This is a genomic window from Roseivirga spongicola, from assembly GCF_034376045.1.
Taxonomy (GTDB): Bacteria; Bacteroidota; Bacteroidia; order Cytophagales; family Cyclobacteriaceae; genus Roseivirga; species Roseivirga spongicola.
In genome coordinates this window covers 588,395-612,298 of record NZ_CP139724.1, presented here as the reverse complement: position 1 = coordinate 612,298, position 23,904 = coordinate 588,395, and the positions used below count along the sequence as shown (strand labels likewise).

General features: G+C 40.2%; 22 protein-coding genes and 2 tRNA genes. 16 read left to right on the top strand and 8 right to left on the bottom strand.

The annotated features are described in order from the left end of the window. Positions 1-70: 70 nt before the first annotated feature. Both T7867_RS02755 and T7867_RS02750 read right to left on the bottom strand, forming a co-directional pair. On the bottom strand, positions 71-694 hold the full coding sequence (locus T7867_RS02755; RefSeq protein ID WP_322299812.1) for a WbqC family protein: 624 nt from the start codon (positions 692-694) through the stop codon (positions 71-73). After that, complete coding sequence (locus T7867_RS02750) at positions 694-1,317, bottom strand: L-threonylcarbamoyladenylate synthase (protein WP_288339466.1); 624 nt, start codon at positions 1,315-1,317, stop codon at positions 694-696. Before T7867_RS02750 ends, T7867_RS02755 begins: the two co-directional genes overlap by 1 nt. 51 nt (positions 1,318-1,368) lie before the next feature. Between T7867_RS02750 and mltG the strand changes: the two genes are divergently transcribed. From mltG to pfkA, 6 genes are all read left to right on the top strand, one after another. Beyond that, positions 1,369-2,403 carry an endolytic transglycosylase MltG gene (mltG, locus tag T7867_RS02745; protein ID WP_273277370.1) on the top strand — a complete coding sequence of 345 codons (1,035 nt, stop codon included), beginning with the start codon at positions 1,369-1,371 and terminating at the stop codon, positions 2,401-2,403. Position 2,404: 1 nt separating this feature from the next. Further along, positions 2,405-2,812 carry an acyl-CoA thioesterase gene (locus T7867_RS02740; RefSeq protein WP_273277372.1) on the top strand — a complete coding sequence of 136 codons (408 nt, stop codon included), beginning with the start codon at positions 2,405-2,407 and terminating at the stop codon, positions 2,810-2,812. Beyond that, entirely contained in the window at positions 2,809-3,759 is a 951-nt protein-coding gene (locus T7867_RS02735; RefSeq protein WP_273277374.1) for a YihY/virulence factor BrkB family protein, read from the top strand. Before T7867_RS02740 ends, T7867_RS02735 begins: the two co-directional genes overlap by 4 nt. A gap of 65 nt (positions 3,760-3,824) precedes the next feature. After that, positions 3,825-3,909: transfer RNA gene (locus T7867_RS02730), tRNA-Ser, on the top strand. 8 nt (positions 3,910-3,917) lie between these two features. Continuing rightward, positions 3,918-3,989: transfer RNA gene (locus T7867_RS02725), tRNA-Glu, on the top strand. Between the two features lie 145 nt (positions 3,990-4,134). After that, complete coding sequence (gene pfkA, locus T7867_RS02720; protein ID WP_068215522.1) at positions 4,135-5,118, top strand: 6-phosphofructokinase; 984 nt, start codon at positions 4,135-4,137, stop codon at positions 5,116-5,118. On the opposite strand, the gene T7867_RS02715 is transcribed toward pfkA, so the two are convergent. Together T7867_RS02715 and T7867_RS02710 are read right to left on the bottom strand one after the other, a co-directional pair. Then, a complete protein-coding gene (locus tag T7867_RS02715; RefSeq protein WP_322299811.1) occupies positions 5,115-5,504 on the bottom strand; it encodes a DUF1801 domain-containing protein in 390 nt (129 codons plus the stop codon). The two genes, pfkA and T7867_RS02715, sit on opposite strands and share 4 nt — an antisense overlap. 3 nt (positions 5,505-5,507) lie before the next feature. After that, complete coding sequence (locus T7867_RS02710; protein ID WP_068215519.1) at positions 5,508-6,077, bottom strand: DUF4287 domain-containing protein; 570 nt, start codon at positions 6,075-6,077, stop codon at positions 5,508-5,510. Positions 6,078-6,171: 94 nt separating this feature from the next. On the opposite strand from T7867_RS02710, the gene T7867_RS02705 reads away from it, so the two are divergent. Beyond that, positions 6,172-7,272 carry a DegT/DnrJ/EryC1/StrS family aminotransferase gene (locus tag T7867_RS02705; RefSeq protein WP_157717465.1) on the top strand — a complete coding sequence of 367 codons (1,101 nt, stop codon included), beginning with the start codon at positions 6,172-6,174 and terminating at the stop codon, positions 7,270-7,272. Between the two features lie 56 nt (positions 7,273-7,328). On the opposite strand, the gene T7867_RS02700 is transcribed toward T7867_RS02705, so the two are convergent. Together T7867_RS02700 and T7867_RS02695 are read right to left on the bottom strand one after the other, a co-directional pair. Beyond that, complete coding sequence (locus tag T7867_RS02700; RefSeq protein ID WP_157717464.1) at positions 7,329-10,016, bottom strand: TonB-dependent receptor; 2,688 nt, start codon at positions 10,014-10,016, stop codon at positions 7,329-7,331. A gap of 27 nt (positions 10,017-10,043) precedes the next feature. Further along, positions 10,044-10,904 (bottom strand): GLPGLI family protein, encoded by an 861-nt coding sequence (locus T7867_RS02695; protein ID WP_068215514.1) that lies wholly within the window; start codon positions 10,902-10,904, stop codon positions 10,044-10,046. Between the two features lie 125 nt (positions 10,905-11,029). Between T7867_RS02695 and T7867_RS02690 the strand changes: the two genes are divergently transcribed. The 9 genes from T7867_RS02690 (at position 11,030) to T7867_RS02650 (ending at position 23,247) form a co-directional block, all read left to right on the top strand. Then, entirely contained in the window at positions 11,030-12,634 is a 1,605-nt protein-coding gene (locus tag T7867_RS02690) for a sensor histidine kinase (protein ID WP_157717463.1), read from the top strand. Continuing rightward, positions 12,621-13,298 (top strand): response regulator transcription factor, encoded by a 678-nt coding sequence (locus T7867_RS02685; RefSeq protein WP_068215509.1) that lies wholly within the window; start codon positions 12,621-12,623, stop codon positions 13,296-13,298. Before T7867_RS02690 ends, T7867_RS02685 begins: the two co-directional genes overlap by 14 nt. A 107-nt stretch (positions 13,299-13,405) precedes the next feature. Continuing rightward, complete coding sequence (locus T7867_RS02680) at positions 13,406-13,945, top strand: hypothetical protein (RefSeq protein WP_157717462.1); 540 nt, start codon at positions 13,406-13,408, stop codon at positions 13,943-13,945. A gap of 81 nt (positions 13,946-14,026) precedes the next feature. Further along, complete coding sequence (locus T7867_RS02675) at positions 14,027-16,432, top strand: TonB-dependent receptor plug domain-containing protein (protein ID WP_068215507.1); 2,406 nt, start codon at positions 14,027-14,029, stop codon at positions 16,430-16,432. A gap of 355 nt (positions 16,433-16,787) precedes the next feature. Beyond that, positions 16,788-19,682 (top strand): carboxypeptidase-like regulatory domain-containing protein, encoded by a 2,895-nt coding sequence (locus tag T7867_RS02670; protein WP_068215506.1) that lies wholly within the window; start codon positions 16,788-16,790, stop codon positions 19,680-19,682. A 17-nt stretch (positions 19,683-19,699) separates the two neighbouring features. After that, the gene (locus T7867_RS02665; protein ID WP_157717460.1) at positions 19,700-20,533 is read left to right on the top strand and encodes a fimbrial biogenesis chaperone; all 834 of its coding nucleotides are present in this window, start codon (positions 19,700-19,702) and stop codon (positions 20,531-20,533) included. A 154-nt stretch (positions 20,534-20,687) separates the two neighbouring features. Further along, entirely contained in the window at positions 20,688-21,281 is a 594-nt protein-coding gene (locus T7867_RS02660) for a hypothetical protein (protein ID WP_068215501.1), read from the top strand. 125 nt (positions 21,282-21,406) lie between these two features. Then, a complete protein-coding gene (locus T7867_RS02655) occupies positions 21,407-21,961 on the top strand; it encodes a hypothetical protein (RefSeq protein ID WP_068215499.1) in 555 nt (184 codons plus the stop codon). Between the two features lie 233 nt (positions 21,962-22,194). Further along, positions 22,195-23,247, top strand: a complete 1,053-nt coding sequence (locus tag T7867_RS02650) for a M42 family metallopeptidase (protein ID WP_068215495.1) — start codon at positions 22,195-22,197, stop codon at positions 23,245-23,247. Here the strand turns inward: T7867_RS02650 and T7867_RS02645 are convergent. Then, the gene (locus tag T7867_RS02645) at positions 23,244-23,582 is read right to left on the bottom strand and encodes a DUF5615 family PIN-like protein (protein WP_068215493.1); all 339 of its coding nucleotides are present in this window, start codon (positions 23,580-23,582) and stop codon (positions 23,244-23,246) included. The genes T7867_RS02650 and T7867_RS02645 overlap by 4 nt on opposite strands. Continuing rightward, positions 23,579-23,800, bottom strand: a complete 222-nt coding sequence (locus T7867_RS02640) for a DUF433 domain-containing protein (protein WP_068215489.1) — start codon at positions 23,798-23,800, stop codon at positions 23,579-23,581. Before T7867_RS02640 ends, T7867_RS02645 begins: the two co-directional genes overlap by 4 nt. Positions 23,801-23,904: the final 104 nt, after the last annotated feature.

Genomic DNA, 23,904 nt, shown 5'->3' with positions numbered 1-23,904 from the left:
AAACCTCAAATCAATATAACAAGATAAGCCCGAGATTTAATAGAAAACGCTTTCAAAAACCTATTGTTTCTTAGAATACACCTGATTTCTTTAAAACCACTAGGGAATCGGGTCCCATGCAAAACAATAAATCCAGAATGCTCATGTTAGGTACAAAGTCTTTGCCAAAAACCTGATAGTACGTTTCTGGCCGAAACCATGCCAGCTGTTCAGTTTCCTTTTTAGGATGAATAACCGACCTGTAATCAAAAATGTCTTTTGCTGGAGTTAAATCATACTTTTCAGTAAAATTTAATTTGTTCTGCAGCCCAAGCATTTTAAGACATAATGTCAGAAGCCTACTGTTTAGTTCAAAAATGGTTTCTGAAGGTTTGAATAATTCCTGGTGAATATAATCGGAATAGTAGTCAAAAAAGGGTGCCTTTCCATAGGCCGATTGAATAGATCTCCAATGGTTATTAACCCATTTTTGTCTGTGGTCTATTCTCATTTTTTGAATAGGGAGGCCACTATTAGCTGAGTGGAGAGGAACGGTCAGCCTTTGAATGTTATTCGCACCCAATATTTCACATCTGTTTCGGTAAGTTTGTTTTTCGAAACTTTCATGTGCTTCAATCCATATTTGGTTTGAATGAGCCAGAAGGGTAAAGTATGCTACCGAAGGCAAGTATTGTGATTCAATCAGAACATTCATTACAGATAGGCTTCAATATCTCCTAGGCCTTCTCGAATTACTTCGAAGTAATCGCCAGAACAGTCTACAACAGTAGAGGGAACGTTACTGCCATACCCTCCATCAATCACAACGTCTACTAAGTTTTCGTACTTCTCGTAGATCAGTTCAGGGTCGGTAGAATATTCAATTACTTCGTCCTCATCTCTTATAGAAGTGGTGATAATTGGTTTGCCAAGCCTCTTTACTAATTCTCTCGGAATGTTGTTGTCTGGAACCCTAATTCCAACAGTCTTTTTCTTGGCGTTCAGTGTTTTTGGTACGTTACTGTTGGCAGAAAGAATAAAGGTGAATGGGCCAGGTAGAGCCTTTTTCATCACTTTAAATACTGGGGTGCTCAGGTGTTTTGTGTATTCTGAAATCTCGCTCAAGTCATAACATATAATCGAAAGTGCATTAGGCTTGGTGTTTTTGATCTGGCAAACACGCTGAACAGCTTTGGAGTTACTAAAATCACAACCTATTCCATATACTGTGTCGGTAGGGTATATGATTACTCCACCATCTCTCAAAACCTCAACTATTTGGTCTAGTTTATGCGATTCTGGGTTTTCCGGATATAGTCGAATGTACTCTGCAGACATGAGATTTAAATAAAACCGAAGTTAGGACAAATTCACTATTTTTGTGCCCTTATGAAGAAAAGAAAGCGTTTCGTGTTGGTGATGGTCATTTTTTCAGTGTTGTTGACCTCGTTTTCGTTTTATTTCTATCAACTCTTTTACGGAGCCAATGTTTTGACGGAAGCTGAGCCAAGGGAGATACTTATAGATTATGACGACAACTTCGATTCTCTAAGAAATCACCTTTATAATGAGGGGATCATCGAAGATGCGCTTTCATTCAGCTTTGTAGCTAAGGTATTGAAATATCCAGATCTTGTTAAACCTGGGGTTTATCGATTAGATTCTAAAATGACAAACCTTGCGGCAATTAGAATGCTGAGGTCTGGCGACCAAACACCTGTGAATATCACCTTCAATAATGTGCGGTATAAATCTGACTTAACGGAGAAGATTACATCAGGGATAGGGTTGAAGCCTGCAGAATTTGAAGCCCTTTTGAATGATGATGTCTATCTGGAGCAGTATGGTTTTAACAGCGAAAATGTGATGGCTATGTTCATACCAAATACATATGAAGTGTATTGGACGGTTTCTGCTGAATCTCTTTTCGAGCGAATGAACAAAGAGTACACGGCATTTTGGACACCAGAAAAGAAAGCTAAGGCAGAAGAGTTAGGGTTAACTCCAGTGGAGGTGTCAGCTTTGGCCTCTATAGTTCAAGATGAAAGCATTATGACCGATGAAAAGCCAACCATTGCAGGACTATACTTGAACAGGCTCAATAAAAATATGTTGTTACAGGCAGATCCTACGGTGAAATACGCTTTAGGTGATTTTGCCATTCAGAGGGTTTTGACTGCCGATACAAAAGTAGATAGTCCTTATAATACTTACAGATATAGAGGTTTGCCTCCGGGGCCAATTAACCTCCCTTCCATAAGTTCTTTGAATGCGGTTCTCAATTACGAAGACCATTCTTATATTTATATGTGCGCCAAGGAAGACTTTTCTGGTTATCATAGATTTGCCAAAACATTGGCAGAACACAATCGCAATGCAAGACTCTTTCAACAAGCCTTAAACAACAGAAGAATCTACAGGTAATATGTATGTAGCCGAAACTCAAGTTCGAGTTAGATATGCTGAAACCGATCAGATGGGGTATGCATATTATGGCAACTATGCTACCTATTATGAGGTAGGTAGGGTTGAAGCGCTGCGTCAGCTGGGTTTTCAGTATAAGGAGATGGAAGAAAATGGCATTATGATGCCTGTTACTGACCTGAAGTGTAAGTTTCTTAAGCCTGCCAGATATGATGAGCTTATAACTATTCGCGTAATCATCAAAGCCCTTCCTTCGGTAAGGATGTATTTCTACTATGAAGTTTTAGATGCTGATGGTAATAAGCTGAATGAAGGCGAGACAACATTAGTGTTTATCAATATGTCTAGCAATAGACCTTGTAAAGCCCCAGAGTATCTGCTTAAGAAGCTGAGCCCTTATTTTGAATGAAGCATCGAATAATCAAATATGTAACGAGTCACCCTATCTTTTTAAGATTAGTGTCTTTTCTGCAGAAGATTAAGCTGGGAAAAGAAAAGGTAGGGCTGTATGATGCAACGGTTATTTTTATTCAAAAGATAGGTGACGATGAAATTCTAGGTAGGGCAAATGCAGTAGCCTTTAGTTTTACAATGGCTATTTTCCCCGCTATAATATTTCTCTTCACTTTGGTGCCATACATTCAGATGTTCTTCCCCGATGTCACAAATGAAGAGATAATTGGGTTCATGGAGAATTTGCTGCCTGCCAACCTTTACGCTGCTGCAGATACAACCATTCATGACATCATTAACAAACAAAGAGGGGGCTTACTTTCTTTTGGTTTTATTCTTACGCTCATACTTTCTACCAATGGTATGAGTTCGCTAATGGATGCTTTCAATGCGTGTTATAAGACCAAAGAAACGCGTGGGTTTCTGAAAATGCGTTTTATAGCCACTATGCTCATTGTTATTCTATCGCTCTCAGTGATAGTGTCTATAGCGCTATTGGTAGTGGGACAGCAATTATTGCAGGATAATAAAGTCAGAGAATTCATTCAGGATGTTATTTCTTTAGATCTAATCATTGTTTTACGGTTTGTAGTACTGTATTTGGTTTTCCAGATAGCAATTTCATTTATTTATTATTTCGCACCGGCAGTTCATGAGCGCTGGCATTTTTTTAGTGCTGGTTCTATTTTTTCTACTCTGGCTTGTTTGGCTGCTTTCTTCGGTTTTTCATTCTATATCAACAATTTCGGCACGTATAATAAGCTTTATGGGTCTATAGGAGCGCTAATTGTGCTCATGCTTTTGTTATTCATTCTGTCGCTTATTTTGCTAGTAGGCTTCGAGATGAATGCTGCTTTGGATAAGGCCAAATTCGAAAAATTAAAAACTGAAGATAATATTTGAGCGAACTTGCTTGCAAATAAAAAAGTTACACTTACCTTTGCAATCCCAAACGGGAGATCACATCCAGAGGAGTGGCAGAGTGGTCGAATGCGGCGGTCTTGAAAACCGTTGTACCGCGAGGTACCGGGGGTTCGAATCCCTCCTCCTCTGCAATATCTGGTCCGTTCGTCTAGGGGTTAGGACGCCAGGTTTTCATCCTGGTAACAGGGGTTCGATTCCCCTACGGACTACGAAAAGCTCAGCAGTTTTGCTGGGCTTTTTTCGTTTATAGCTTTTTCAAAGCTTGTCTTTCTTCAATCGATTGCATGTGATTCGGACTGATTGACTCTGCTACATCTAAGGGAATAGAGTAATTTTGGCTATACTTAACCAACTATGGCAACTGAGATTAAGAAAATTGGAGTCCTAACCAGTGGGGGAGATGCCCCAGGAATGAATGCAGCGGTTAGAGCTGTAGTTAGAGCTTCTATCTATTACGGAATCGATGTTTTTGGAATTTATAAAGGCTATGATGGTCTAATTAACGGAAACATGGAGCAGCTGTATGTAAGGTCAGTTTCCAATATCTTAAGCCGTGGAGGAACTTTCTTGCTTTCGGCTAGAAGCAAGGAGTTTAGAACGAAGGAAGGCCGAGCTAAGGCCTACGAAAACTTCAAAGCTAACGGCTTAGATGCTCTGGTGGTGATTGGTGGAGACGGTTCATTTACTGGTGCAGATATCTTCAGCCAAGAATTTGATGTGCCAGTTATCGGTATTCCAGGTACAATTGATAACGATCTTTCTGGTACAGATTTTACCATTGGCTACGATACTGCCTGTAATACAGCCAGAGAAGCCATTGATAAAATTAGAGACACTGCTTCTTCTCATGAGAGGCTTTTCTTTGTAGAGGTGATGGGCCGAGATGCTGGGTTTATTGCACTCAATTCTGCTATTGGTGGAGGTGCTGTGGCCATGATTGTTCCAGAGCATAACTGGAGTATTGATGCTTTAATTAGTAGGTTGAAGAAAGGTGCGGCCAACCAGAAGGCTTCCAATGTGGTGATAGTTGCTGAGGGCTGTCACTTAGGTAGTTCTTATGATATTGCCGAAAAGGTAAAAGAACATATTCCGCATTATGATATACGAGTAAGTGTTCTTGGGCACTTGCAACGTGGAGGTTCTCCAACTACTCTTGATAGAGTATTAGCCAGTAGAATGGGTGTTGCGGCTGTTGAGGGGCTTCGAGAAGGTCAATCTAAAGTAATGGTTGGGGTAATTAACAATAAGATTTCCTACACTCCGATTGGCGAGGCTATTAAGACTATTAAGCGATTGGATGATGATGAATTTAGAATAGCTAAAATTCTTTCAATCTAAGTTTTTTGGTCAATCTCCAAAGCCTCAAATAGTAGGGCACTCATTTTATCGAACTCTATTTCTTGAGGCTTCTTAAAGATCTTTGTTCTTACATACTTTCTTTTTCCAGTTTCCAAATAACCATCATGAGATAGTAGGTGACCCTGCATAAAACCGAACTGAACACCTTCAAAAGTTCCTCCCCATGGAACTGAACCTGGCCAAATGAAGCAGATGTTCCTTTTCAACCTAAAGAACGGAACATTATAACTTAGTTTTTCCTGAACTTCAGGAATACAATCATAAACTAGATTTCTAAGCACTTTGACTAGTTGCAGTTCTTCGTCTGGTATAAACTCAAAAAGATCGTCTAAGTCCTGAAAACCGATAGGCTGAAAACGGTTCATGGTTTAGCTATTAGCATCGTAGGCCTTTTGTAGCCATTCCTGAACTCCTTCTAGGTCTTCGAGTTGAGTAGCTTTTACTCTATGAGAAACCATTGAGTTCCAACTGCCCGCTGCTTCTACTTTTCCTTCGGGTTCCACACCCTTCAGGTTCAATCCAATATCTACTCTAGTTTTGGTGCTTGGCTGTAATAAAGCGAATTGCTTCCTTGGTGTGCGTAAACTGATATAAGTCTTTTTATAAGAGAATTCAACATCACCATCTATCGCTTCAAACATGGCTTTGGCTTTTTTGAATACCGGCATCATGTCCTCTTTTCCCTTAAGTAATTCATCATCTAAAGAGTCTTCAGATGAAGTCTTTGGAGCCATTAGTTCTGGCTTCAGGTATAGTTGAGCGATAGTGTTGGCGAAACCATGACTTACCCCATGGTCGCCTTTTAACACTTTCATGAGCTCTCCGTGCTTTTTAAAACCGGTAGCTTTTAAAGCAATGTGCCATTCTTCTAAAGACTTTCCAGTTTTTTCTGGCATGTTACTAATCATAGTTTTTAGTATTTCTTCTGGTGTGGCCATAGTGCTCTAATATTTGGATTGAATTTGAAGATAGTGAAGTGGTGTGCAACTCTCCACTTTCAGTGAGAAAATTAACTATCTTTCAAGCGTGAGAGTGCCATACTTAGATTTAAAAATCATACATGAATCGCTTCAAACGGAGCTTCAGACTATTTATTCGCAGGTAATAGATGAGTCTTATTTTGTCTATGGCAAGCAGGTGACTGAGTTTGAAAATCTTTTCTCAAATAAGCTCGGTATAAAATACTGTTACTCCACTGGCAACTGCACCGATGCACTTTTTATAGTGCTAAAGATGCTTGGGGTTGGTCCCGATGACGAGGTGATTGTTCCCGCTATGACATGGATAACAGATGCTGAAGTGGTTTCTAATTTGGGTGCTAAACCAGTTTTTGTAGATGTAGATTCAACAACTTATTGCTTAGATCCGAAGGCATTTGAACAAGCAATAACTCCACGCACAAAGGCTGTAATTCCTGTGCATCTTTATGGCCAATTGGCTGATATGGAGGCTATTTCGGAAATAGCAACTAGGCATAATTTTAAAGTGGTAGAAGATTGTGCTCAGGCACACTTTGCTAGTCATAAAGGAAGGTTTGCCGGTAGCTTTGGTGATGCCGCGGTTTTCAGTTTTTATCCCACCAAGAACTTAGGAGCACTTGGCGATGCTGGTGCTCTTGTTACCGACAATAAGGAACTTTATAAGGCCTGTAGAAAAATGGCCAACCATGGAGCTGCAGATAAGCACACGCATGAATTTCCTGGAATGAATAGCAGAATGGATACGCTTCAGGCAGCTGTACTTTCTTTAAAATTGAATTTCATTGACGAATGGAATGGGCAGAGAAACGAAATTGCTAAGAAGTACTCGGAGTCTTTGTCGGGCTGTGGCGATCTAGTTCTACCGAAAACAGCTGGGGGTAACAATCACGTTTTTCACATTTATAATGTGTTGACTTCAAGAAGAGATGAGTTGAAAAGCTTTCTCAATGAAAATGGCATTCAAACCCAAATTCACTACCCGAAGGCTCTTCCTTTTACTAAGGCTTATTTAGACTTCGGCCTTGAACCAACAGATTTTCCTGTTTCATTTAAACTTCAAGAAGAGGGACTTTCATTACCGATTTTCCCCGGAATGACTGATGATCAGCAGGAGTATGTGATTGATAAGGTAAGAACTTTTTTCGCTCGTTAATGAAATCTGCGAGCTTAACAGAGGTTTCCGTCAAGCTCGCAAAAGTACATTGGCTCCTACAAATCATACATGACTGTAAAAAGCCAGTAACGTTTCTGAATAAAGTATTCATAAGTGCTAATCAGACTTTCAGAAAACGAATCTCTTCTAATGCCTGTGGTGTTGAACAGGTTCATTCCTTCAACTTTGAACTCCCATGCTGAACCCTCTTTTCTATATCTTAACTCTGCATCCATCAAATCGAACTGTTGCGTAGGGTTTGTTTGAGATACATAGCTGTTGTATTCATAGTCTACTTCTAAAGAGAAGCCTTTCAGGAAGTTAAATTCTAGATTGGCAAAAGGTTGATGATTTTCAAATTTGCTGGAAGTGTTATTTCCTTCATAATTACTCAGAGAAACAGAGTAGCCGAAATCTAAGAATAGCTTTTTAAACAAGGTAGTACTGAGTTTGGCTTTGTAACTCTCCACAAAATTGATGTTCTCATTAGGGGTGTCGCTAATGATATTGTTGCTAATGCTTCTGCTCCAATTTGCATTAAGACTTGCTCTAAAGTCGTCAAAGCGCTTTTCTATATTGGCGTAGCCTGTTACGGCTTCGTTGGTAGTGTTAATATTGGTTGGGGTGTTTACTCTTTCTAGGTTATTGAATTCTACAATATTGGTAACATCATCTAGCCTTTTTGCATAGTTCAGCCCTCCATAAATATTGAGGAAGTTGTACATGTTAAAGTTGAAGTAGTTGATGTTTACTGTATGGTAAAGGCTATTCATCACGTTCACGTTTCCTCTAAAAAGTGAGTTGTAACTTCTTACAATAAGACCTTCGGCATAGTTCTGAATGTCGGTAAACTGAGCAGCTACATCGTAATTAAGTGTAAGTGAATGAGAGCTTCTGAAGTTATACTTTGCGTTTAGAGCAGGCAAAAGCATAGTTTTATCGAAGCCACCAATAAAGTTGTTTTGATCTGCATTTACCTGATACCTGTGTAGGTTTAGTGATGGAGTAAGTACAAGATCGTTGAACTTCGTTTTGTATAATAAGCCCACGTAGTAATCTTCAAACGTGTAGTCTACCATATTCATTAAATCAGTCTGATTGAATGTATTGGTAGTTCCATCGGCCAATCTTTCGAACATGCTTGAGGTCAGGCTCTGGCTAGAATATGTGTTTCCGACCTTCAGGTTGATGTGATTGGTCTTATTCAGTACACGATAGTAGTTGAGGGCAGCTTCTTGTTTATTGGTGGTTACCTCTTTTAGTTGAGTAAGGTCATACGGACTATTTCCTGTCATTGGAATAATTGAGGAGAAAGGCTGACCAGAATTAATAAGGTTATAAGTCGGGTCTTGAACCTCTCTCTGGTATGATCCTTCGAATGAAAAAATATTCTTCTCATTCTGTGCCCAAAATGCCCTCAGTTGTTGTTCAATGGAGTAGGGTTCCTGAGTGGTGTTTCCTTCAATGTCATTTGATTGATTGCCGAATGTAGAGTTCTGAGAACTGTAGTTTTGAATGTCTGCTATTCGGCCGAAGGCATTATAATCTACCTGCAAATTGGGGCTTGGAGTGTATTTTACCCCAGCTTTAAAGAGTCCGGAAGAGCTTTTTACTCTTTGCTCTGAGGTTAACACCTCTTGGTTGGCGTTAGGTTGAAGAATATAGGTTCTGTTGGAAATTGACCCCATGGTGTTATCTACACTAGACCCTATAGCAAAGCCAGAAATGTTCCATTTATTGCTTGGGGCGAAATTGTAATTAAGGGCAGCGAGCTCGTTTTTTAAACTTTGTGCATTGTTTCTTTCAGCCATAGGAATGCCTAATGAGTTGCTAGAAACCTGAAATGATGAGCCAGCTCCTCTAGCAAAACTTCCAAAGCCACCAGTAAACCTGAAATAGTCATTCATGGTAAATGCCAGTTGACCAACATTGTTGGCATCGGCAATCAGGTTGATGTTGGTTTTAGCATTATAAAAGAATGAATTAATGTGGCCTAAATACCTTTCTTCTGGGCCAGCGCCAGCTCTTATATCTCCAAAAAGTATGTTTTTCTTGTCTTCTTTAAGTTGAATGTTCAGTGCCAATTGCTCGCTGTTGTTTACACTGCTTAATGGACTGATGTTGTTGTAGTTTTGCAGTACTTGTACCTTGTCTACCACATTGGCTGGGAGGTTTTTAGTGGCTAGTTTTGTATCGCCTTCAAAGAACTCTTTGCCATCTACCAGCACCTTGTTAACTGATTTGCCTTGAATTTTTACACCACCATCTTCATCTACTTCAAAGCCTGGTAAGTCCTCCAAAACATCGCCTAGCTTGCGCTCATTGCCTTGGGTAAAAACCTCTGTTTTGTAAGTAATAGTGTCACCCTGAATGAGTACTGGCATTTCACTGACCACTTCCACATCTCCGAGGTTTTGGCTGTCTGCTGAAAGCTGAATGGAGAAAGGAACGGTATTGGTTTCTTTAGCTTCATAGAGTTGTTCAAAAGGCAGAAAGCCTACAAAGCTGACCTTGATGTTGTAGACTTTTCCCTTTTCTAATGGTATTCTAAAGCCTCCTTGTGGATTAGTTACGCTGAATCCGGCCATTTTTTTACTTAGGGTGTCAATGGCTAAGACATTGGCGTATTCTAAAACTGCGCCTTCTGAATCTCTGACTTCACCGCTAAAAATTACTTTTTCTTGAGCTAAACTCATGGTAGAGAAAGCAAGGCAAAGTGTTAAGAGTAGTATAAACCTTTTCATGTTGTGAGTTTTTGACCTTTGGACTAATTAATTGCCTCCTACTTTAATGCTGATGCCTCCTTTTCCATTGCTGAATTTTTCAGTCATTTCTGCGGTTTTGGCATCAATTTCTTCTCTCAATTCAGTACGGGTTACTTTCTTTCCTTTGGAAGGCCTTTTGATTTTTACCTCTTCTTCTGGGTTTAAAATTACCTTGGTGCAGGCGTAACTCATTTTGCCATCACTAACCTCAAGAATTAAACCTGGAAGTCCCCAGTATTCATCTGGTCCTTGAGAAACAGGAATTTGAGGGGTGTACCAAGCTTCTATTTTTATAGTGTCCATTTTAACCTCTGGCACCACTTCTTCATCGGTTTTCTCACCATCACTTTGGCTGTTGAATGAGATAGTTCGGCTTTCTCTCACATCTGTGAAAACTGCTTTGTAGGCTTGGTAATTGCCTATGGTTTTTTTTTCGTCTGTAAGCTCCCACTCTCTTTTACTTAGTGTGTCGTTTACTAAAAAAGGCTTGCTGAAAACCTCGGTTTCCTTCAGATAGAGATTCTCAGATGTGTTTTTGTAGGTGGTACTTCCTCCCCCTGCCATTCTTATTACTAAACCTCCTGCCGAAGCTGTTGCAGGTCCTCCATCTAGACTCTCAACTTCCGACCAAATAGATTCCTTAAGGTTGAATTTTAACTCATACTCTTTCTGGAATTGCTTTTTCATTTGCTCCTCTATTTGTGCTTGCATGGCGGGAGTCATCTGGTCGCTCTTAATAGAAAAGCCATTCATTTTCCTTGATGATTGATAGGTGGCAATACCCTGAAAGTTTTGGGCTGTTACGGAAATAAGGGTGGCTATCATTATTCCGATAGCTAGAACGAGTTGTCTTTTGAGATTTTTCATTGGAGTGATTTTAATACCCTACAAATCTGAATTGAATAGAGAAAACAATGAGTTAACCAGTGTTAACGTGTGTTAAGCTGCCAATCAACTGATGTTGAAGTCCGTATATTTGAAGCGTGAATGCATTGAAATTCAAGCGAATAATTTATGTGATAGCTGCTACCGCCATAGTTACTATTGGGGCGCAGGTGTACAGAAGTATTCAGAATTACCAGCTGAATAAGGAGCGTTTTGTTAATGATATGCAGCAGTCTTTAGATGTAAGCTTGGAGGCCTATTTTGCTGAAATAACCAAAGATCAACTGGGGCTTAAAGTGCAGAGACTAACTGGTAATACCGGGTCAAATCTTATGATTAGAGGTGCTTGGTCTACCAACAATGGAGCTCAAGATGTAGATAAAGTTGTGCATTATCTTAACAATAGAGATTCTATAAGAGGAGCTGTTCAAAAGATGGTAGACTCTAAATCTGTATTTGCTTTTGATACAGCCTTGAACCCCTCAATGATTGAGTCTATAAGCATTTCTAGTGTGGTGTCAGACTCCAGTTCTTTACCAGAAAACCATACATATTCCAAAAGCATGGAGATTGGCTTTACAGACTCTCTGAAAAGCCTAAAAGGCTTTGCTCAGAAAATAGTACTGTCTTTATCTGGCAAGGATATTAAGCTAGATACGCTAAACAACCTTCTAGAAGAGGAATTAGATAGACGGGATATGAAGGTGAGGCATGTATTGGTGTTGTTTACCAATAAACTCGGGCCGCTGGAGGTGAAGGTAGGGTTTGACGGTAATCAAATTATGGCTTTTAAAGAGGAGAGAGATACCGTCTATTCCGAACCAAACTTTAATAGCTCTGACTATCCGCTTACGGTTGAATCTAACAATACTTTTCTTTCGAAAGATCAGCGGATAGAACTCAGATTTGAGAATGCCTCACTCAATATTCTTAAACGAGGAGGGGTAGATTTACTCATTTCATTAATAATTACCATTGTGGTGATTGGGACCATGATGTATCTGTATGGAATTATAACTGAACAGAAACAATTGGCTGAGATTAAGAATGATTTAATCAGCAACATCACGCATGAATTCAAAACGCCAATAGCCACAATTTCAACGGCTATGGAGGGAATCTCCAACTTCAACCAAATGAATGATCCTGAAAAAACTGCTAAATATGTTGGAATCTCGCAGGGGCAATTGAAAAAGTTGAACGGAATGGTTGAAAAGCTGTTAGAAACAGCTTCACTAGATTCTAACGAGCTAGAAATAGCCAAAGAAGACGTAGAAGTAGTTGGCTTTACGCGTCAGATATTTGAGAAGTTTCATGTGATTAAGGGGAGTAAAAAACTCTCTTTTCAAACCGATTTAACAGAGCATTGGCTTGAGATAGATCCATTTCACATGGAAAATGCCATTGGTAACTTGGTAGATAATGCCATTAAATATGGAGGTGATGAAGTGCTCATTAGCTTGTCTAAAACCAAAGGGCAGTTAGTTTGGCAAGTAAAAGACAGTGGAGGTAAGATTGGTAAGCAGGAGCAGCAGCGCATTTTCGACAAGTTCTATCGAATACCTACCGGTAATGTGCATGATGTGAAAGGTTTTGGCATTGGCCTTTATTACACCAAAACTTTGGTAGAAAAGCACGGTGGTAAAGTTGGGCTTTCTGTGGAGCCTAATTCAACTCTTTTTTCAATTGAATTTAACGATGACAAAGCATAAAATTCTGTTGGCTGAAGATGAATTGGCCTTAGGGACTATTGTTAAGGAAAGTCTGGAGACCCGGGGCTTCGAGGTAGTTTTCTGTGCCGATGGAGAAGAGGCAAAGCTAAAGTACGAAGAGGAAGAACCAGAAATTTTGGTGCTCGATGTAATGATGCCAAAAAAAGATGGGTTCTCCTTGGTTAAAGAGATTAGAAGGAAAGATGATCGTATTCCTATCATCTTTCTGACGGCCAAAAGCCGTACTGAAGACGTTGTAGAAGGGTTCGGCTATGGGGCTAATGATTACCTCAAAAAGCCCTTCTCTATGGAAGAGCTCATTGTTCGTATCAAAGCATTAATTGACCGGAAAGGAACAAACGGAGCTTCTGAAACGGTGGGAATCGGGAAATACTCATTCAATTACTCTAGGCAGGTTTTGAGCTTCAATGGTACTGAAGAGTCTCTTACTCATCGTGAGGCACAATTACTGAATGAGCTTTACCTACATAAAAACGACCTTACAGAACGTACGCTCATTTTAAATACGCTCTGGGGAAGTGACGATTTCTTCAATGCCAGAAGTATGGACGTATTCATTACAAAGCTGAGAAAGAAGCTATCGAAAGATGATGCCATTCAGATACTTAATGTTCGGGGCTATGGCTATAAATTGGTCTGTTAAAAGGGTGCTTTAAATAATTCTTTCCGCAGGTTAAAGCAATAAACCTCCACCTGTCAGAGCAGTTGTAATTTATTGAACAGATGTTTTTACATTCGTAATGTTCCAAGATGAAGCAACGCTCGCGTAAAATATCATCCTTTCTTTTGCTAATGTGTTTTATAGCACCATTGGGGTTTACTTTTACCATTCTAAAAGTGAAACAATGGCAAGTAAGAGAGCAGATAGAGCGCGAAATTCTACAAGGAATGGACAAAGGTGAGCTTGTTCAGTTTACCTTCTCCAAAGCAGAGGCCGAGGCCCTAGACTGGGAGCATGAGCGGGAGTTTATGTACAACGGCCAGAGTTACGATGTTGTGGAGCAAGAAGAGGTTGGAGATTCTGTTACCTATTATGTTTGGTGGGATAAGGTTGAGACAAAAATCAAGAATAAACTGGCAGAGTTAGTAGCTATGGCAATGAACCAAGATGCCGATCAGCAACAAAATCAAAACCAACTCGAAAAACTTTTAAAATCGCTGCATTACAATGGTGGTGCCCCAGAAGAGCAACCTTTTATTTTTATAGAAAATAACTCGTTCAACGAGTATATCAATTCATATACATCTCTTCGTTGGGCTCCTCCAGTTCCTCCTCCATTATTTGTTTAAACATATTCTTACTACGTGTCTCTCAGTTCTTCTGAGTAGGCTCAAACACGTATTTTTTAATGTTTAAATAGATAATCTTAAATGAAGAAATTAATTTTTCTGCTCCTGTTTCTCATGAGTTTTTTCATGGCTCAGGCGCAGGTAATCACTGTTCTTGATCAAGAAAATGAAGCCCCATTAGAGTTGGTCATGATTGTCAGTGATAGAGATAATGTGGTGCTTACCACCAACGCTCGAGGTCAGGCCGATATCTCAGAATTTGGTGGCGCAGACTCCATTCAGATTCGAATGATTGGTTATGCCACCGTTACCATGAGTTACTATGAGCTAGAGAATCAAGGCTTTCAGGTTTACCTAGTGCCAAATTCTTTAGAGCTAGATCAATTTGTGGTTTCGGCTACAAAGTGGAATCAATCTAGTGCTGAGGTTCCGCAGAAAGTGATTTCAATTACTCCGAAAGACGTGGCATTCATGAACCCGCAGACTACCGCAGACTTACTTAGCGTATCCGGTCAGGTATATGTCCAAAAAAGTCAGCAGGGTGGAGGAAGTCCTATGATTCGCGGCTTTGCAACAAACCGGCTGCTTTACACTGTAGATGGTGTGCGCATGAATACCGCCATTTTCAGAGGAGGGAACATCCAAAACGTGATTTCTCTAGATGCTTTTGCTATTGAAAGCACCGAGATATCTTTTGGTCCGGGCTCCGTAATCTATGGAAGTGATGCCATTGGCGGTGTTATGAGTTTTCAAACGTTGAAGCCAAAACTCTCAGTTACCGATCAGTTAGAGGTAACTGGTAAGGCTAATATGCGCTATGCTACAGCCAATAAGGAGAAAACTGTTCATGCAGATTTTAACATTGGGTTAGACAAGTGGGCATTCGTAACCAGTTTTAGCGGGAATATTTTTGACGACTTACGCCAGGGCAGCAATGGCCCAGAAGATTACCTGAAGCCTTACGTAGTACAAAGGGGTGGGGGTGAGGATTTGGTGTTGGAAAATGAAGATCCGCGAGTACAGAATCCTAGTGGCTACACTCAATATAATATTATGCAGAAGGTTCGCTTTAAGCCGAACGAGAATTGGGATTTTCAGTATGGGTTCCACTATTCTCAAACTTCTAGTTACGGTAGGTATGATAGGCATAATAGAATGAGAAATGGACAGCCAAGGTATGGCGAATGGAGTTATGGCCCTCAGATTTGGATGATGAACAACCTTAATGTTTCTCATAACTCCAGTTCGGTCTTATTCGATGAGATGACTATAAGACTAGCTCAGCAACATTTTGAGGAAAGCCGCAGAGATAGAAGCCTTAATAGTACAGAAAGGGCAGTGAGGACAGAAGAGGTAGAGGCCTACTCAGCCAATCTAGATTTTATCAAATCGCTTAGCGCTAGAAGTAAACTGTTCTATGGTTTAGAATGGGTGTTGAACGATGTTACCTCAACAGGGATAGATCAAAACATCAGTACCGGAACATCGCAGCCTGGTCCTTCTAGATATCCGCAAGCAGATTGGGCGTCATACGCAGCCTATGTTACTCAAGAGTATAAAGCTTCTGAGATTTTGACATTGCAGGCTGGGCTCAGGTACAATCAGTTTACGTTAGATGCATCTTTCGACACTAGTTTTTACCCCTTTCCTTTTGAAACGGCAAACCTTAATGAAGGTGCACTAACAGGAAGTTTTGGAGCAGTATTAATGCCTTCTTCTTCGTGGGTGATCAATGCCAATTTAGCTACGGGGTTTAGGTCGCCAAATGTTGATGATGTAGGGAAGGTATTCGATTCTGAACCTGGTTCAGTGGTGGTGCCAAACCCTGACTTGGAAGCTGAAACGGCTTACAATGCAGACTTTGGAATAGCTAAGGTGTTTTCTGATGTGCTAAAGGTTGAGCTGACAGGCTTTTATACCTACTTGAATAACGCAATGGTAAGAAGAGACTTTCAGTTGAATGGCATGGATGAGATAATGTATGATGGTGAGCTCAGTAGAGTTCAGGCTATTCAGAATGCAGCAAATGCCACAGTTTATGGCTTTCAAGTGGGGGCAGAATTGAAATTGCCTGCTGGTTTTAGTTTTTCAACCATGTATAATTATCAACATGGTGAGGAAGAGCTAGACAATGGAGATAAAAGCCCGATGAGGCATGCAGCACCTGCTTTTGGTGTTAGTAGGCTAAATTATTCTGCTTACAAATGGAGGCTTAGCTTATATGCAGATTATCATGCGGAGGTATCTTTTGAAGATTTGCCAGAAGATGAAAAGGGGAAAACCGAGATTTATGCAGCCGATGCCAATGGAAATCCGTATGCTCCTTCGTGGTATACTTTAAACTTTAAAGCCCAATATTTACTGAGTAACACTTTTACGGTAACTACTGGCGTTGAGAATATAACAGATCAAAGGTATAGGCCATATACTTCAGGTATTTCTGGAGCAGGGGTCAATTTTATAATAGCATTAAAGGCTAATTTCTAGTCAATTCTGAGCTCATCTGGACGTTGTTCGGGTGGGCTCTCTTTTTTTCAAAAAAATGCTCTGTTTTACACGTAGTTCAGAGGCATAATTTTGAATCTGACCACAGATTTTGAGTTCAAAATTCTTCGGGTTGTCAAGTTTTTTGACAGCAGCTATGTGTTTTTAAATACATGAATAAGTAAGTTCTTACTAAAAATTGTCCGTTTGCACTTAAAATGCTCGGAATTACAATAAAATCGCCTCTTATCCATTAGGATGTTTTCTTACATTCTATTTATATTTGGATACCTAACACCAGAAGAACTAACTTATTTTGACTACGTGTAGCCCCAGACATAGGAGGTCATTCTCCTTTATGGTTAGCGCTAGCTGTATACTTCTTTGTCTGATATTTGCTCAAGCTAAAATTCAGGCGCAAGAAATTGCAGCGAGTGGGCTCACTCTCCAATTTATCAAATCCCAAACTAGTGGTTCTGTAGATGAGGTTGCCTCCAACGTTCTGAAGGTGGTTAATCGCACAGGTCGCAGATCGGTCTTTAAGATAGAAATAGCTACTCCTCCCAATTGGTCTAGAGTTCGTGCAGAAGATAGAATGTACAATGTGGCCAATAACGATAGCCTCTTTATTCCCATAAGAGTAGTGCCAGAGAAATCGGCAACAGGAAATGTCAATTATTTTATTAATGCTACTGCCTTAACAGGAAATGGAGTTCCGTTGGCTTCAACTCCATGGTCTATGCAAGTGGTTAAGGTGTCTAGGTGGTACGCTTCGCTGGTTAAATCGGAAGTTTATTTTCCGGCAGACAAAAAGGAGGCTCAATTTCAGCTTAAGTTGAGAAATGATGGGAATTCGGCCGAAGACGTTGTGGTTTTGTTCAACCCGAATGTGAAGGTCAAAATTTTAGACAATCAAGGCAATCCATTTGCAGACAATGCATTGCCTCTTAAGCTTCCCGTAGATATAGATACTACGCTAACTTTTACCGCTCAGCTTGACGAAGAGGCTAAGAAGGAAAATTTCTTTACTGCAGGGGCTATTGATTCAGAAGAAACAAATCAATCCGAATACAAAGTAAATATTCAAGTTAAAGATGTAGCTGGACAAAGGGCTAGCTGGGGAGGAAGAGTAGATTTTAAAAGGCTAGAACAAGAGCACAAGTTTAAGTCTGAGTATGGCGAATCTAGCATTCCCATCAACGTAGAGTTTAACACATACAATGTTTTGTCTCAATTTACAAATTTCAGTCTAGATCTCAGCGGGGAGGCCGATCTTGGAGAAGATCGCTTCCTTCGCTATTACTATCAGACTATAATTTCTAGTAATAGCATTGCTGGTACGCAGTTTTTGGGCTCCTATCGCTTTGCAGAATACAGAACACCAAAGTATGCCGTATCGGCAGGAGATATTGGCCAGAATATGGAGTTGTTACTCAATGGTACTGGTGTTAAAGGCTCTTATTACTTCGATAAACTGGGAGTTTCTGCCATCTATGTAACCAGGCCGCAAAATGGCAATGTAAACAATGACTTGAGCAGTATTGGAGGTTCGGTTCGCTATAGAGTTATGCAAGGCCTAAATGCTACAGCAGAGATAGTAAACCAAGACGATGAGTTCAATCAGGTAAATAGAAACTTAGCTACCTTCAGAGCTAATTACAGGTTGCCAAACCAAAGTATTTTAGATGTTAAGCTGGGGTACTCCATGGAAGATCATCAGCCAGTGAGTGGAGATGCCTTTAAGACCCCAGGTTTTGGTGCCACAGCCCGCTATACTGGCAGAATTCAAGGGGTAAGTATTTCTGCTCAAGGCCGATATAATTCGCCAAACTACTCTTCACAGTTTAGAGGTTCAACGGACTTTAACACCAATGCACGATACAATTTAACTGATAGTAAATTCTTAGGATTAAGGGTGAATATGAACAGCCGAAACCCTGAGATATATAGTAAAGGGATACTTTTTCCGAGACGTTATTTTGCCAGAAATTCTTTTGAAGGACAATTTGGTTGGTCTACAGAAAATGGAAATTTTGTGCTTTATCCTCGCTTTCAGTACGATGAAGTATTAGATCTAAGAACCACAACAACAGGTATGGGGCTGAGCTTTGCTACCAATAAAACGCAAGAGGCCAAGCTTTATACTAGGTTCTTTTCGGGCTTTACTAAAGCGCTAGATTATGAGAACAAGCCCTACATGGTGGCGAGATGGGAAAACACTTTACGCTACAAGAACCTGAATCTTTCTGCAAGATATTATTACGGCCCTTTTAATGTATTAGACAATCTGAGGGTGGTAGAAGATGGCATTAATCCTCAATCTTTATTCCTCAGCGCTTTTGCCCAGCTTAATTTCACTAAGGCTCGTGTATCGGTTCGGCCTATGGTAACAATGGCATACGAGTCGGTTCTGGCTAGGTGGAGAATGAATATGTCTCCTCAAGTTACCTACTTCTCTAAGAATGGTCTTGAGTTTAACATGACGGTAGAATACTTCAGTATAAAACAAGGGGAGAGTCCGTTGGCTAGTGTCAATGAGTTTGGTACTCAAGCGTTCAACCCTTTCAACCAGAGCAATGCGTTTCTGCGCTTAGGGCTTAAAAAGCAGTTCAACATTAAAAAGCCTGGTAAGAAGTCGCACGACTTGGAGGTGGTGGTCTTTAAAGACTTGAATGGAAACAATAAGAGAGATCAGGGAGAGGAGTTTGAGAAAAATGTAATTGTTAGAGTGAATGGGCAGGCGCTGATGACAAACGAGGAAGGTGTGGTTTACTTCAGAAACCTTCCGGAAGGCAAGTACTTGGTAGAAAATGAATTGTTAACCAATGCTGAAGGCTGGTTTAAGTCTAAGGGCATTGAGGTTGACATGAACTCTGACCAAGCAGTTTATATCCCGCTGAAGAGAGGCGTGCAGATTGTTGGAAATATACTACTGCAGAAGGCACAATATTCAGCTTTAGGAGAAGGAGGGATGAAGCTGAATGGTATTCGTGTAACGGCTACTGATGGTAGTGGAGAAACTTATACCAGCTTGACAGATCTCTCTGGTCAGTTCAGGCTCTATGTTCCTTTCGGTACTTACACCATAAGAGTAAATGAGCAGGCTATAGATAGTCAGTTTGAGTTTGCCCAGTCGTCTTACACCTTAGATGTAAATAATTTAGGAGGAAACTACCAGTTGGCTTTCTACCTGATTGAAAAGAGAAGGCAGCTGAATATCAAGAAGTTTGATAACAACAACGATAATAAGTAATAACGATCAACATAAGAATGAAAATTAATTATCAACACAATCGAACGAGGGGGGCAGCAGTAATTGTACTGCTGATGTTCCTATCATTTTTTGATGCTTTCGGTCAGAAAATCTCCACTTCGCCAACACGGTTGAACTACAAGGTAAGCCCGGGTGGGTCCTCGACTGGACTGATTACGGTGACGAACAATGCCGAACGTAGACAAACCTTTACGGTAGACTTTGGAGACTTTGATGCTTCACGTGCAGGTAAGAGTAAATTCCTTTCTAAAGGAGAGATGGCTCGATCTTGTGCAGATTGGTTAAGTGCCACACCGGCTTTATTTGAATTAGATCCGGGAGAGTCGCAACAAATTAGAGTTGTGATGGATGTTCCCCAAGATTCTACTGCTTTAATGGCTCGCTGGGCTGTAGCCTATATTAGGCTTAGCGAAGAGAGACAAGGGCAGCAAGAAACTGGTGATGGTCTAATTGTAAATTTAAATCAGGCGTATCGTTTTGGCGTTTATGTTTTCCAAACGCCTCCCAATGCTGTATATGCAAAAGGAGAGTTGATAGACTTCAAGCAAGACGAAGATCAGCTGATACTTAGGCTTAGAAATGTAGGAGAAACATTCTTGAAATGTAATTCTTACGCTGAGTTTACCAATCTGCAAACAGGCGAGATTAGCCGTCTTAAACCGAGAAACTTTACCGTGTTACCTGCTAGTAATCGCGATGTCACCTTTTTAATTCCTAAAGATTATCCACCGGGCAAATATTCTGTTCTGGGTGTGTTGGATTATGGAAATAGGGATGAAGTGGCGGCTGCGGAAATAGAAATAGAAATTAAAGAAAAAAGTAAAGAATAGATGGGCGCACTTGAATTTCTCATATGGCAGTTTTCAATACTACTCACTAAAAAAGGAGACGAAAAAACTGAGAAATTTCTAAGTGATATTTGTATATATGAATATAAGTCCATATATTCACATGTCTAAACTTTTAACCTAAACATTAATACTCATGAAAAGATTACTAAACATTAAGGCGTTTGCCGTAGCGGCAGTTCTTGCCCTAGTTTTATCGAACAGTGCAAACGCACAAGTTTTACCAGACGATAACGAATTCGTTTATGTAGCTATGGATCTTCAAGGTGTGTTGGATCTAACATTGGCTACAGACCCTAACGTTGAATTCACTTTCAACACTATTCCTAGCTATGTAAATGGTATCATTAAGCCAAACGTAACTGAACTAAGAGTAGAGTCTACTGTGCCTTGGGATCTTTACGTTCAGGCTGAGACTGCTAACTGGGCTCAGTTGCAAGCATTCTCAAGTGCTGGTACTTCTACAGTTCCTTCTACTTTGTTAGAAGTAAGAGTAATTGATGGTGCAGGTACTTCTGCTCTTCCAAACTTTACTGCTCTTACTGATACAAGATTGGATATTGTAGGTACTGTTGCTGCTGGTGACGGTGTTGCTGCTGGTTCTTACCTTACAACTCCTGATTCTCACTTCTTCAGAGTAGACTACAGAATTATCCCTACTTTGACTGCACAATATCAGGCTGGTTACTACGGTTTGAACGTGATTTACACGCTAGCTGAAGACCTTTAAGAATTTTAAGAAATACAGATTTACTAAGACGTAGTAAATAAGTTAGTTCGATTTATGTTGATTGGTAAAAGGGATAGCATCAAATGTTATCCCTTTTTATATATTTATATTGCTTAATTTCGCATATGATCAGAAGGTTGCTCCTTCTTACTGTCTTTCACCTTTTTGCCTCTTATTGTTTTGCCCAGTCATTGGACATTTCTATTACAAGAGGTACTGACTTAGACTTTACCTTTACCACAATACGCCAATATACCAATGGTGTTATTAGGCCAAATGCCACAGAGTTTAGAGTTGAGTCTTCTGCTGAGTGGGACCTTTACGTTGGTGCTCAAACTACCACCCCAGGTCAGTGGGATCTACTCACGGCTTATTCAAGCGCAGGTTCTTCAACCGTACCGGTTTCTATTTTGGAAATAAGAGCGGTAAGCCCTGGCGGAACCTCACAACAAAATAACTTCTTTCAACTCAGGGATGTATCTAACCCGGTTTACCTCATTGGTTCTGGAGCCGATGATGCACTGGTTAATTCGGGTGTAGGAACCAATGCCCCTGGTGATGGCTCTAATAATCCTTTCACCCACCGATTTAGAATTGATTACAAACTAACCCCTGGAATGGGCTATCAGCCAGGTGTCTATTCTCTGACTGTAGTCTTCACTATAGCTGAAGATTTGTAGTTCCCTCTTTCAAACACCTTTTACAAGCTTTATATTCGGCCATAAATCTAGAAGGAAGAAAAATCTCTGGATTGTATTTAAACCATAAAGTTGTTTTCATTGCTATAGGTTTCAACCCTAACCCTAAAGGGAAACCCAAGCCTATTGAATTGCCCCCTTTAGGGAATAGAAGGGTTGCTGCTTTCAACTTTATGGTTCGAATTTGTTGAATAGAACTTAATTGCATTAAAACTATGGCCATTAATATCTCTTTGTTAAAACGAATCTGTGAAGTTGCCGGTGCTCCGGGTTATGAAAAACGTGTTCGTGATTTGGTGATTCAGGAAGTGAAAGATCATGTAGATGAACTTCGTGTCGATAATCTGGGTAATGTAATTACCATTAAAAGAGGTAATAACAACCCTGAAGGAAAGAAAGCCATGGTGGCCGCACACATGGATGAGATTGGCTTTATTGTGACCCATATCGATGATAAAGGCTTCGTACGATTCCATACGCTAGGTGGCTTCGACCCGAAAACCCTAACCGCTCAACGAGTGATCATTCACGGTAAAGAAGATGTAATAGGTGTAATGGGTAGTAAGCCCATTCACGTAATGAGCCAAGAAGAGCGCCAAAAGGTAGCGAAGACCTCAGACTACTTCATAGACCTTGGAATGTCTAAAGAAGAGGTAGAGGCTGTTATTTCTATTGGCGATCCAATAACTCGCGAGAGAGAGCTAATTGAAATGGGTAATTGTGTGAACTGTAAGTCTATAGATAATAGGGTTTCTGTCTTCATACTCATTGAGGCACTGAAGAACCTTCAAGATCAGCCTTACGATGTTTATGGTGTATTCACTGTTCAGGAAGAAGTGGGAATAAGAGGGGCAAATGTTTCTGCTCACAGTATTAATCCTGATTTCGGTTTTGGTCTAGATACCACCATTGCTTTCGACTTGCCAGGAGCTCAGCCTCATGAAATGGTGACCAAATTAGGTGAAGGTGTAGCAGTGAAGATCATGGATGCTTCTACTATTTGCGATTACCGCATGGTAGATTTTATGAAGAAGACAGCGGATAAGAGAAATATTCAATGGCAGCCGGAGATTCTTACTGCAGGTGGTACAGACACTGCGGGGGTTCAAAGAATGGGCAAAGATGGAGCCATTTCAGGCGCTATTTCTATTCCAACACGCCACTTGCACCAAGTAATAGAAATGGCCGATAAAGATGATATTCAAGGAGCTATTGATCTACTGATTGCTTGTCTACAGGAGTTGGATGGGTATGATTGGAGTCATTAGTTTTTAATCAACTCAAGAATATCGTCTGTAGTTGAGTTCAAGTAATGTTGGATAGTAAGTAAATTATTCAGGATAAGTTCAGATATATTCTGAGTGGTGAGGTTTCCTGTATTCAGATAAATGACTTTGGGAGGTGTCCCATAAAGAGCATTCAAGTCCACAAAATCCGAATCGAATGTAACTACAGCAAAACCATTTCTTTTTGCATGTTCAAAGATTTTTAAGTCTGATGAATCTTCCAATCCTACAAATCTTACTTGAGTGCATTCCGAGAAATCGTTAGGGAGTTTCTTAAGGATTTTTGGTGATATGTTTTGATCAAAAAGGAGCTTCACTTAACCGAGATCAGTCTTCTTTCTTTATCTGCAGCGTAAGCCAGACATGCATCTATCATTTTGTCACTGATCTCTTCAAAATCAGACTTGATGTCTTCTCGGCTCATTCCATTGGATAACCAGTTGAGTACATCATAAACCGATATTCGAGTGCCCTTTATAGTGGGTTTACCAAATCGCTTATCTGCTCTGATTTCTAAAAACTCTTGATAGTTCATGTTAGTGAAAATACGAAATCTAATCTTAGAAGTTAATATAAAGTATAGATAACCTTGCTGTTAGGTTGCCTGCCTGTAGGAGTTGGATCAGTATAATTGGAGTC